Here is an 11,929-nt window from a genome sequence, read left to right on the forward strand (position 1 = left end):
AGTCGCGAGAGGGGTTCGGACGTAGCCGTCGAGGTGTGTGCCGACAGGGGGTCCTCGATGTTCGGGGCAGAATTGTTCACCCAGACCGCTGCCGCCGCCGCGGGCACGATGGTCGGACTGATGACCACGGACGCGTGGCAGGCGGCCCGGCAGAGGATCGGCCGGATCCTGGGGCGCGAGGGAGTGGCGGAGCTGGACCGGGCGCGGGCGGCCCTCGACGCCGCGCCGCCGGGCCGGCAGGAGATCATCCTGCGCGAGCAGCGGGAGCGGTGGGACGCCACGCTGCGCACGCTGCTGGCCCGGGATCCGGAACTGTCCGGCCGGCTGACCGCGTTCGTGGAGGAGTTCTCCGGCGTGGGCCGGCCGATCGTCATCCACGCCCCGCACGCCCAGTTCGGGCTTCCCACGGGGGCACCCGAGTCGCCCACCCCGGGCGCGCTGACCGTCGCCCCGCCGCTGGGCCGGCTGGACCGCCGGGTGCGCGGGCGTGAGCCGCTGCTCGACGCGCTCAAGCAGCTGGTGGGCAAGCCGACTTCGGGTGTGCGGGTGCTGCACGGGATGGGCGGTGGCGGCAAGACGACGGTCGCGCTGGAGATCGCCGCGTACGCCTCCGCGCTGGGCGTCGACGTGTGGTGGGTGACCGCGTCCAACCCGGCGGCGCTGAGCGCCGGGATGCGCGAGGTGGTGGCCGCACTGGGCACGCCCGCCGATCTCATCGACCGGGCCTGGTCGGGGCGTTCCAGCGCCACGGACCTGCTGTGGCGGCGGCTGTGCGACCGGACGGACCCGTGGCTGCTGGTGGTGGACAACGCCGACGAGCCCGAACACCTCGCCCCGCAGGGGCGGTTGGCGGAAGGTACCGGCTGGATCCGGCCGGCCGCCGAGCTGCCAGGCCTGGTGCTGATCACCAGCCGGGACGGCAGCCCGGCCACTTGGGGCCCGTGGGCGACCCTGCACCCGGTGGACGCCCTGGACGGCACCGACGCCACCGACGTGCTGTGCGACCTCGCCGGGGAGCGGGCCGGGTCGCGCGAGGACGCGGGGCTGCTGGCACGGCGGCTCGGCGGGCTGCCGCTGGCGCTGCGCATCGCGGGCTCGTACCTCGCGGCGGCGTCCGCGTTCCCGGCCTGGCCGGGCACCAGCGCCGTGCGGACGTACACCGACTACCACGCCGCCCTCGACGAACGCTTCACCGAACTCCTCGACGAGGACCCGCCCGGCCAGCCCGGCAACGCCAACACCGTGCCTGTCAGCCGTACTTGGGAGCTCTCCCTGGACCTGCTGGAGCGGCGCGGCATCTCCCAGGCCCGGCCGCTGATGCGCCTGCTGTGCTGCCTGGGCGACGCGCCCGTGCCCCTGGTCGGGCTGCTGCGCCCGGACCGGCTCGCCGAGTCGGCGCTGTTGCCGGGCGTCACCCCGCAGGAGCTCTACACCGCGCTCACCTCGCTGGCCGACTTCGGCCTGATCGAGCTGCACACCCCGCGCGGTGGCGACGAGCACGCGCGCGCCCTGCTGCTGCATCCGCTCGTCCGGGACGCCGGCCGCCGCCAGCGTGACCTCGCCGAACACCTGCGGGAGTACGGCGCGGTGGTCGCCGACCTGGTCGTGGCGGCCACCGCCGACCTCAGCGAGGACGACCCGTGCGACTGGCCGCGCTGGCGGCTGCTGCTCCCGCACTGCGACGTGCCGCTCGCCCTGATCGGCGATCCGTACGAGGCCGAGGACGAGCTGGTCTCCAAGGCGCTGCGCGCGGCGGCGGCCGGGGCGCGGCATCTGTTCCGGCGGGGCTGGCTGGACCGGGCCGAGGCGGTTCTCGACGCCTGCGAGCCGGTCGTTCTCGCCTGCGGGCCGCGCGACCCGGACGCGCTCGAGGTGCGGTCCGCCGCCGCCCACCTGCTCCAGTTACGCGGACGGCTCGCCGCCGCCGAGTCCCGGGTCCGTACGGTCCTGGAGGACACCCGCGCCCTGTTCGGCGACGCGGCGGGCGAGACCGCCGACGCCCGCTACGCGCTCGCGGAACTGCTGGGCGACCGGGGCCGGCCAGCCGAGGCGGAGGCCGAGTACCGCACGGTGTACGCCACGCGGCGCGCCCTGCTCGGCGAGCGCGACCCGCAGACGCTCGCGGCCCGCAAGGGCGTGGCCCGGATGTCCCGGCAGCGCGGGCTGCTCGCAGAGGCCGAGGAGGAGCACCGCCTGGTGCTCGACGCGTACCGCGAGGCGCTCGGCGACCGCCACCCCGACACCCTGGCGAGCCGCCACGACGTGGCCCAGGTGCTGCACGAGCGGGGCATGTTCCGGCAGGCCGAGCAGGAGCTGCGGGAGACCCTGGAGGTGTGCGCGGAGGTCCTCGGCGAGCGCAACCCCGGCACGCTCGCCGTCCGCCACGACCTCGCGGACGTGCTGCGCGACCGCGGCCTGCTGGCCGAGGCGGAGCGCCAGTTCCGTACGGTGCTGGAGCTGCGCGGCGACTCCTACGGCGAGGATCATCCGGACACGGTCGCCGCCCGGCACGGCCTGGCCACCGTGCTGCGCGACCGGGGCTGGCCGGGCGATGCGGAGACCGAGTTCCGGGAGGTCTTCGAGGTCCGCCGCAGGCTGCTCGGCGACATGCACCCGCACACCCTGGTCGTCCGCCACAACCTCGCGGACCTGCTGATGGAGCGCGGCCAGCTGGAGGCGGCGGAGACGGAGTTCCGGGAGGTCTACGAGGCCCGGCGCGAGGTGCTCGGCGAACAGCACCTGCTCACCCTCTCGGTACGGCACGGCGCCGCCCACGTCCTGCACCTGCGCGGGCGCACCGACCGCGCCGAGACCGAGTACCGCACCGTCCTCGCCGACTGCGTCGACACCCTCGGCCCCCGCCACCCCGGCACCCTCGCCGTCCGCCACAACCTGGCCGACCTGCTCACGGACCGGGGCCAACTGGAGGCGGCGGAGACGGAGTTCCGCGAGGTGTACGAGGCCCGGCGGACGGTTCTCGGCGAACAGCACCTGCTGACGTTGTCCGTACGGCACGGCGCCGCCCACGTCCTGCACCTGCGCGGGCGCGTCGAGCAGGCGGAGGCGGAGTACCGGACGGTACTGGCGGACTGTGTGGAGACGCTGGGGCGGCGCCATCCGGGGACGCTCGCGGTCCGGCACAACCTGGCCGACCTGCTGTGTCTGAAGGGCGAACTCACTGCCGCGGAGTCGGAGTTCAGCGAGGTCCGGGAGGCGTGCGAGGAGGTCCTGGGGCTACGGCATCCGCGGACCCGGGCGGCGCACGAGGCGCTGGGCGTGGTGGCCGGGCTGCGGGCCGGGGATCGGGGAACGGCTGACGACGCCCCACCGCCCGCCCCTGGGGCTCACGCGCCCAGCGACCCCGACTCGGCCGCCGCCGGTTCGTAGCCGGGGAAGCGGGCCGGGATCTGTCCGAGGTCCCACAGCGCGAGCGTCTTGTCGTCGTAGAAGTCGTCGGACTCGTCGTCGCCGATCTCCCGCAGCGGCTCGGGCAGGCCGAAGGGGGCGAGCCGCAGGTTGATCGGCCGCCACCAGCCGGTGAGGATGTCCGTGTTGGCCGGGGTGCGGGAGAAGGTCGTGGTGAGCAGGTAACGGGAGCCGCTCTCCCGGAAGCGGGTCAGCGCCTCCACCACGTGCTGGTAGGAGAAGTGCACGAGGGCGTCCCGGCACAGGATGAGGTCGACGCGCGGCACCGGCTGGGCGGTGAAGTCGAGCAGCTGGAAGTCCCGGCCGGGCGCGCGGAAGCGGGCGCGGTTGCTCTCGACGAGTTCCGCGACGACGTCCCCGCCGAGGTAGTCGGCGCCGTGCAGATCGACGTGCCGCATCCAGTTGAAGTCGCCGCAAGGCGCGTCCAGCACCGAGCGCACGCCCAACTCCCTGACCAGCTCGCCGATCTGGGCCATGACCCGCTTCATGCGCTGCAGTTCGGAGCCGGGCCCCGAGCGGGTCTCGTCGGAACCCCAGCGGTTGGTGCGGTAGATGTCCGTGAACACGTCGTGCAGGTCGGCGTCGTCACGGACGTCCGTGACCTCGACGTACCGCCGTGCGTCCACGTCGTAGAGGGGCTCCCCTGGATTTCTCAGGTACCGCGGGGTCAAGGCCGTCCTCTTTCGCTGCCCGTCGGCGGGACGTATGGCAGCCCACCCGTACAACTCGGCAGCATAACGCTCCTCATGGCCTGACCTGGATCAGCGCATGGGTCCCGCCGGTCCGCCAGCGCTGCCCCTCGGCGGCGACCAGCGTGGCCTCGGTGTCCGCGTCGAGGCCGGTGATCACGTCGGACTTCAGGGTGCGCAGGGCTGCGACCCGGCCGGGGAAGTGGGCCGTGACGTCGGCGAAGGGGGTCGTCGGGGGCCACATCCGGTCTCCGACCAGGCGGCGGTAGTTGAGGTCGCCCTTCACGACGGTCAGCGCGGCCCCGGTGAGCTCGGCGCGGAGGTCGTCGGGCATGTCCCCGTACGGCAGCGGGGCGCAGGAGAAGGGGTGGGCGCGCACTGTGAGGCGGCCGTCGGCCATGGCGGACCACAGCAGACGTCCGTGCACGGCGGCCTGGCCCGGTGCGGCCGTGAGCCGGCGCAGGGCGTCCACCACGTCGGCGGTCGTGGCGTCGGAGACGTAGTAGGGGTACGGCTTGACGTGCAGGACGGCCCGCCGGACGCGGCCGTGGGCGAGGAGGTGGGCGAGGAGCAGCAGGTCGGGGATCAGTTCGCGGCCCGCGTTGTCGGCGATCAGGCACAGCGTGCCCTCGCCGGTGAGGAGCGACCAGAGGGTGTCGCTGTCGTCGGCGACCAGGCCCGGGGCGGCGGCCCGGGCCTCCGCGGCGGCGTCGGAGAGGCGGAAGCCGAGGTCGGCGCGGTTGCCCCAGAGCGAGCCGTGCAGCAGGGCCGCGGCCTGTTCGTCCTCGGGCCTGTCCGTGAGGTCGTCGAGGGCCGCCAGTTCCTCGTCGGTCTCCGGGGAGTGGAGTTCGGCGAGCTTGGAGGGACGGAAGGGGTCGATGCCCTGCCAGGCGCCGGGGCCGAAGTAGCCGACGGCGTCGAGGAGTCGACGGTAGAAGTGGCTCTCGGACCACAGCCAGGGCACGTCGAACCAGGAGCGGCCGACGTACCCGTCGATGCCCCAGGTCTTCCAGCGGTCCCGGTCGTGCGCGTCGGCGGGGAGCGCTTCGACCACACCCTCGGCGCAGCTCACGAGCAGTTCGTCGAGGGCACGGTGCTGCTCGGGGCCGTACGGGAACGCCTCACGCACCTGACGGACGATGGCCGGATGCCGCTCCGCGAGCACACTGCGCGGGAAGGAACCGGGTTCGTTGCCGAGGATCACGGGCGGCGGCTGGAAGTCGGGCATACGCCTCACGCTACCGCGCGGCCGGAACGGGCCTGTGGCGCGCGCACGCGGGGCGGCACGCCGACCCGGCACGCATGGTGGGCCTCACGGCCCCCGCAGGCCCCTGCCCCGCGCCACCGCAGTGCGCAGGTGCCCAGGAACGGCAGCCCCGCCACCCCCTCCCGTCAGACCGCCCTCGACTCCGCTCAGACCGCCCTCGACTCCCGCTCCAGCTGCGTGACCAGCGTCAGGTAGCGGGCGCGGCGGGGTACCGGCACCAGGCCCCGGATCAGGAGGTGCCACATCTCGGCGAGTCTGCGCGGCTGGCGGGTCACGGGTTCGAGGTGGCGGCTGACCACGCGGGTGCCGACGAAGGAACAGACGAGGGAGTGCGCGGCGGCGTCGACATCGGTGTCCGGGTGGAGGTCGGACTCCCGGACCGCGCTGAGGAGTTTGCGGGAGGCGATGTCCAGCCACTCGGTGAAGGGGTGCCGCAGCGGGGCGCGCACCTCCACTCCCCCGGTGGCGAGCCGGAGTCCGGCCCGGGGGATCGGATCCTCGACGGACAGGTGCGCGATGCCGAACGTGAGGCGCATCAGGGCTTCGAGTGAAGAGGAGCTGCGCGCGTCCATCTCGTTCGCCAGCCCGCGCGAGGCACGGGACTGCAACTCCATGATCGCGTGCGCCAGGTCCTCCTTCGCCGCGAAGTGGAAGTAGAGGGCGCCCTTGGTGACTTGGGCGTGCTCGACGATGTCGCTCAGGCTGGTCGATTCGTAGCCCTGCCGGTCGAACAGGTCGGCTGCGGCCGTGATGATCGTCGCGCGGGTCTGCTCGGCGCGTAACTGCCTCGGCATCGACTGCACACTCCTGGTGGAAAAGAACGGGCTGTGCCGTTTGTTTCTTCCCCCGCCACACCTTAACTCACCGCGCCGGACTGACCCGACCGGTTTTCCGATCGAGGGACGCGCCTCCTCTCCGTCGCCCTTCTACGGCCTCTACCTCCGCTTTCGACGGGCCAACCCCCCGCGGAAGAGGAGGAGTCGGACCATTGCCCACGCGGTGTGGCGATGCGGTGAGCGACGTGTGAGCGAAGGCCGGCGGGGTCCTCGGTGGCCGCGGTGAGGTCCGGCCGGCGCATCCGGCGGCCCGCGCACCCGGCGGCCGGATCTTCCGAGACAGCCCGCCATGGGCAGTACGGCCTCCGTCCACGAGGGGGGACGGTCGTGGGCCGTCGGCCATCGGCTGAGATCAGCGGTCCCGGGCGGTCATCGGCAGCCCCGGGCGGGGCGGTTCTCCACCTGAAGTGGAGAACTCCCGCGGCATTGAGTTCGTCTGCCGGTCCGGTCAGCAGCGGGGGATCACTTTCCCGGCGGCGCGGCGGACAGCAGGTGATCGTGGGCGCGGCGCGCCTGGTCCGTGGATACCCGGCGCCGGCGACCGGGCGCAACCGCCCCTGCAGGGTGCGGTCGAGCCGTTTCCTGCTGGGCTCTACCGCTGGGCGCCGGCCTCCGCGGAGACTTCGCGCGCCGCCTCGGCCGCGGCCTGGACGTCGGCGAAAGCTCGCTCGCCGCGTTCCGGCGAGGTGTCCACCTGACCCAGCAGGCCCGGCACGGCGATACTCGGCAGCACGAGGTCGTACAGCAGCGAAACCCGCTCCGCGAAGTCGGCCATGTCCGTCGTGGCCTGGGACATCAACTGGATACCGGTGAACGCGGCGACCATCGTCTCGGCGGTCCGCACCGGATCCACGTGCGGCAGCACCTCGCCCTTCTCCTTGGCGACGGCCAGTCGGTCGGCCGTCACCGCCGCCCATTCCTGCCAGGGCCGGCCGAAGAAGCGCTGCGCGCCCTGGTCGGCCGCGAGCCGGGCGGCACCGCGAAGCAGTGGCTCCCGCGGCAGCCGGTAGGCCAGGATGAGACCCATGTCGACGAACGACTGAATCCTGATCGGCTGTTCCGTGGGCGGCTCGGTCACGGCGTGTTCGAGCACGCCGTGCGCCAGATCCTCCTTGGACGGGAAGTGAAAGTAGAGCGCTCCCTTGGTGACCTCGGCACGCTCAAGGATCTCCACGATGGTGGCCGATTCGTAACCCCGCTCGGCGAAGACCGCCGCGGCGGCCTCGAGTACCGCGTTGCGAGTCCGGATCGCGCGTTCCTGTCGTGCCATGCGTGGTCTCCCGCCGAGTGCCATGATGTCTGGCAAGCCCTGTTTCAAACCGGTTGGGCCGTATCGTAGGGCACGTCGGGCAGCCGTCACCAGCCATGCGTTTATGCGAGAACCTGCTGATTCTGGGATTCTCAGGCAGAAAAGAACCGCGCGACCCGTATGCCGACCGACCCATGTGGATCTACGGCGACGCAGCTGGCGTCAGGAGACCAGGCCGCCGGCGGCCGCGATGTACTGGCCCGAGACATAGCGGGCGTCGTCGCTCGCGAGGAAGGCGACGATGTAGGCGATGTCCTCCGGCTCGCCGATGCGGCCGAGCGGCATCATCTGGGCGAAGGCGTCGTACTGGTCCGCGATCGGAGCCGTCTGGTCGGTTCGGATCAGGCCCGGCAGGACGGAGTTGACGGTGACACCGCGACCGCCGACCTCGCGGGCGAGCGCCAGACCGAGTTGCTCGACGGCGGCCTTGGTCGCCGTGTAGACGCCGGTGCCCGGGAACGTCATGCGGGTGTAGCCGGTGGAGATGTTGACGATCCGGCCACCGTCGCTGACTCTGGCCGCGGCCTGGCGCAGCGAGTAGAACGTGCCCTTGAGGTTGACCTCCACGGCGCGCTCGAAAATCTCGTCGTCCACGTCGGCGACGTTGCCACCGGCAGCGATGCCGGCGTTGTTCACGACGATGTCCAGCGAGCCGAAGGCGTTGAGAACCTCCTTGTAGAGGTTCTCGATGTCCGTCTTGCTGCCGAAGTCGGCCTGCACGGCGACCGCCTTGCCGTTCCCGGCGACGATCGTGTCGACGACCTCTTGCGCGGCGGCGGAGTTGCTCCGGTACGTGACGGCGACATCAGCGCCGTCCGCCGCCAGGCGCAGGGCGACGGCACGGCCGATGCCTCGGGACGACGCGGTGACAAGGGCCTTCTTGCCCCGCAGACGCTTGACGTTTTGAGTGGTCATGAAGGTAGTAGAAAACAGACTGTGCGGTTTGTCAACCCGCGGGCATTGGAGTGAAGTAGCAGTCGAACGCCGGGACAGATGCACCAGAAGCGGTTGCCACACGGCCCCACTCGCCCGCTGAACCTAGGCGATGCCCGATAAATGAACCGTACAGACGGTTTTTTTAACGACAGGGGCTCGGCTACGGGCCCTGAATGCCGACGGGCGGGCCGGCCGGTGCCCCATTCGCACCGGGCGGTCCGCCCGTCTGTCACACCCGGCGGCTCAGAAGGTGAGCTTCCAGCCGTTGAGCGTGCCCGTGTCCTGCGCGGCGGTGTCCTGGACGCGCAGCTTCCAGGTGCCGTTGGCCGTCTCCGAGGAGGCGTTCACGGTGTAGGTGGTGTTGACGTTGTCCGCGGAGTCCGAGGAGCTCGCGGCCTTCAGCCGGTACGCCGTGCCGTCCGGGGCGACCAGGTCGAGGACCAGGTCACCGCGGTAGGTGTGGGTGATGTCGACACCGACCTGGAGGGTCGAGGGGGCGCTGCCGCTGCGGCCGCTGACGGCGATGGAGGACTCGACCGCCGAGCCGTTGTCCGGGATGGCGACGGAGGTGGTGCTGGAGAAGGTCGTCCCCGTGCTCGTACCGCCGCTGACGGCCGCCACGGTCTTGGCCGCGTCCGCCAGGCCGGCGCCGCAGCCGCCCGAGCAGGCGCCCGGCAGGGCACGGGCGTTGTTCTTGATGGCCGTCTCGATCTGCGCCGGGGTCAGCGCCGAGTTGGCCGACTTCACCAACGCGATCAGGCCCGCGATGTGCGGGGTGGCCATGCTGGTGCCCTGGTAGTAGGCGTACGACTCCGTGGACGCCGTCTTGGTGCCGGAGTTCAGCGTGGACAGGATGCCGTTGGCGGTGCCGGTGCTGGTCTGACCGCCGGGCGCCGAGATGTCCACGAGGGAGCCGTAGTTGGAGTAGGAGGCCTTGGCGCCGGTGCGGTTGGTCGCGGCGACCGAGATCACGTTGTTGCAGTTGCCCGGCGAGTGGGCCGACACGTTCTCGTTGTCGTTGCCCGCGGCCACGGCGATGGTCGTGCCGCGGCCCACGGCGGCGTTGATCGCGGTCTGGGTCGCGGAGGTGCACGCCCCGTCGCCGCCCAGGCTCATGTTGATGACCTTGGCGACGTTGGTGTTGGCGGGAACACCGGAGACGGTGCCGCCGGACGCCCAGGTGATGGCGTCGATGATGTCCGAGTCGTAGCCGCCGCACTTGCCGAGCACGCGCACCGGGGAGATCTTCGCGCCGTACGCGATGCCCGCGACACCCTTGCTGTTGTTGGTGACCGCGGCGATGGTGCCGGCGACGTGCGTGCCGTGCCAGGAGGAGTTGCTGGCCGGGATGCCGGAGCCGCACTCGTTGGCCGCGTAGTAGTCACCCGGGTCGGCCGGGTTGCTGTCGCGGCCGTCGCCGTCCACCGAGACGGCGGTGTCGGCGATGAAGTCGTAGCCGCCGACGATGTTCGCGGCCAGGTCGGTGTGGGCGACGTAGCCGGTGTCGATGACGGCGACCGTGACGCCGGTGCCGGTCGTGGTGCTCCAGGCGGCGGGCACGTTCATGCCGGCCGTGGCCTCGAACAGGTCCCACTGCTTGGCGTACTCGGTGTCGTTCGGGTCGGCCTTCGCGGTGTTCAGGCGGTCCGGTACGACATAGGCGACCTGCGGGTCGGCCTCGAACTCGGCGACGACGTCGGCGACATCGGTCCGGGTGAGATCGGCGCCCAGGTCGACCAGGGCGGCGCCGGTGCCGAGGCGGCGCTGGAAGTCGAGGTCCTCGCCGGCCTCCTTGCCCTTGGCCGCGGCGTCGGCCTCGGCGGCCTTGTTCGACTTGGCCTCGGCGGCGCCGGACGTGTAGCCGACGATGAGGCGCTCGGCCGGGGCACCGGGGGCGGCCTCGGTCAGCGCGGCCGGGACGGCTGACTCCTGGGAGGCGGGTTCCTGGGCGACGGCGACCGTGGTGGTGGCGGCCGTCAGGAGGGCGGCGGAGACCGCGGCGACGGATATCAGCTTCCGTCTGGAGGAGAGAGAGGTACGCAAGGGCTTGCCTTTCGTGGCCGTACTCGGGGCAGCGCGGAGTGGCGGTCGAAGCGCTTCGTCGATGAAGCGGCGGGGGGTGAAGCCGAGTGGGGGGTCAGGCTGAGGGGCGTGACGCCGAGCGGCGTGACGCTTGGGGGCGTGACGCTGTGGGGGGGTGGGGCGAAAAGTGGCGCGCGGTGGCCGACCGGGCGCGGGGCCGGCCCGTTCGGGGTCACCTGTGGGGCGGCTGTGCCCGAACGATAGGCAAAGGAACGGTCACGCGGATACAGGGGAAACCCTTGATCGGGCCGGAAACTCACCCTCGACACCGGGCGGTTGACCGGGAACGGTCTGCTTTGCGCCGGTTGGCGGCCCCGTGAACACGCCGGGTCGGTTTCCCGTACTCCACGGGAGCACACCGTTCACCGCACGGAAGCAGTTCGTTCCCGTTCCGGCCGAGGAGACGTTCCGGATGTCCCGGACCACCGCACACCGCACCGCCGCCCTGGCGGCCTCTCTCACGAGCTCGCTGCTGCTGGGCGTGTGGGCGGCGGCGCCCGCGCAGGCGCACGGCGCTCCGACCGATCCGGTCAGCCGGGTCTTCGCCTGCTCCCCCGACGGCGGCAGCCCGTCCGGTTCGGCGGCCTGCCGGGCGGCCGTCGCCGCCAACGGGACACCCTTCACGGCCTGGGACAACCTGCGCGTCGCGAACGTGAACGGCCGGGACCGGCAGACCATCCCCGACGGAGAGCTGTGCAGCGGTGGGTTGCCGGCCTACAAGGGGCTGGACCTCGCCCGCTCCGACTGGCCCTCGACCCGGATGACCCCCGGCGCGACGCTGACCATGCGATACGTCTCGACCATCCCGCACACCGGCACCTTCCGGCTCTATCTGACGAAGCCGGGCTACGACCCGGCCAAGCCGCTGACCTGGTCCGACCTGCCGGAGCGCCCGTTCGCGGAAGTGACGGACCCGGCGCTGACGGACGGCGCGTACCGGATCAGGGCGACGCTTCCGGCCGACCGGACGGGACGACAGGTGCTGTTCACGATCTGGCAGAACAGCAGCACGCCGGACACGTACTACTCGTGCTCGGACGTGGTCTTCCCGGCGGCGAAGAGCACGGGGACCGAAGCGGGATCCGCCGCGTCGGCCACGGCGGACAGCGGCGCGAAGGGGAAGCCTGCGAGTGCGAGCCCCTCGGCCGCCCCGACACCCGCCGAGAAGCGCACCCCGCAGGCCAGTCAGTCCGCTGCGGCGAGCCGGTCGGCCGGCACCGACGCCTACGCCGAGGCCGGCGCCGCCCCCGACAGCACGCCGGTGGCCGCCACCGGCGGCTCCGGCTCCGGCCCGTCCGCGCCCACACTGGCGGGCGGCGCCGCCGCGATGCTGGTGCTCGTCGGTGGCGCCGCCCTGGCACTGCGTCTGCGTCGACGCTGAGTG

8 protein-coding genes are annotated in these 11,929 nt (G+C 72.3%); 2 read left to right on the top strand and 6 right to left on the bottom strand.

The window, feature by feature from the left end:
* Positions 1-57: 57 nt before the first annotated feature.
* Positions 58-3,387 (top strand): tetratricopeptide repeat protein, encoded by a 3,330-nt coding sequence (locus ACFWWR_RS03395; protein ID WP_383857245.1) that lies wholly within the window; start codon positions 58-60, stop codon positions 3,385-3,387.
* On the opposite strand, the gene ACFWWR_RS03400 is transcribed toward ACFWWR_RS03395, so the two are convergent.
* The 6 genes from ACFWWR_RS03400 to ACFWWR_RS03425 all read right to left on the bottom strand — a co-directional run bounded on the left by ACFWWR_RS03400 (position 3,345) and on the right by ACFWWR_RS03425 (position 10,506).
* Positions 3,345-4,052, bottom strand: coding sequence for a class I SAM-dependent methyltransferase (locus ACFWWR_RS03400; RefSeq protein ID WP_384301698.1), 708 nt, complete (start codon positions 4,050-4,052; stop codon positions 3,345-3,347). The two genes, ACFWWR_RS03395 and ACFWWR_RS03400, sit on opposite strands and share 43 nt — an antisense overlap.
* Before the next feature lie 118 nt (positions 4,053-4,170).
* Positions 4,171-5,343, bottom strand: coding sequence for a damage-control phosphatase ARMT1 family protein (locus ACFWWR_RS03405; RefSeq protein ID WP_384301700.1), 1,173 nt, complete (start codon positions 5,341-5,343; stop codon positions 4,171-4,173).
* A 185-nt stretch (positions 5,344-5,528) separates the two neighbouring features.
* On the bottom strand, positions 5,529-6,176 hold the full coding sequence (locus tag ACFWWR_RS03410; protein WP_384301702.1) for a ScbR family autoregulator-binding transcription factor: 648 nt from the start codon (positions 6,174-6,176) through the stop codon (positions 5,529-5,531).
* Between the two features lie 634 nt (positions 6,177-6,810).
* Complete coding sequence (locus ACFWWR_RS03415) at positions 6,811-7,488, bottom strand: ScbR family autoregulator-binding transcription factor (RefSeq protein ID WP_384301704.1); 678 nt, start codon at positions 7,486-7,488, stop codon at positions 6,811-6,813.
* A gap of 201 nt (positions 7,489-7,689) precedes the next feature.
* Positions 7,690-8,442, bottom strand: coding sequence for a 3-oxoacyl-ACP reductase family protein (locus ACFWWR_RS03420; protein ID WP_384301706.1), 753 nt, complete (start codon positions 8,440-8,442; stop codon positions 7,690-7,692).
* 264 nt (positions 8,443-8,706) lie between these two features.
* Entirely contained in the window at positions 8,707-10,506 is a 1,800-nt protein-coding gene (locus ACFWWR_RS03425; protein ID WP_383857264.1) for a S8 family serine peptidase, read from the bottom strand.
* Positions 10,507-10,957: 451 nt separating this feature from the next.
* On the opposite strand from ACFWWR_RS03425, the gene ACFWWR_RS03430 reads away from it, so the two are divergent.
* Positions 10,958-11,926, top strand: coding sequence for a lytic polysaccharide monooxygenase (locus tag ACFWWR_RS03430; protein ID WP_384301708.1), 969 nt, complete (start codon positions 10,958-10,960; stop codon positions 11,924-11,926).
* Positions 11,927-11,929 lie beyond the last annotated feature (3 nt).

The organism is Streptomyces sp. NPDC058678, assembly GCF_042714835.1.
Classification (GTDB): Bacteria; Actinomycetota; Actinomycetes; order Streptomycetales; family Streptomycetaceae; genus Streptomyces.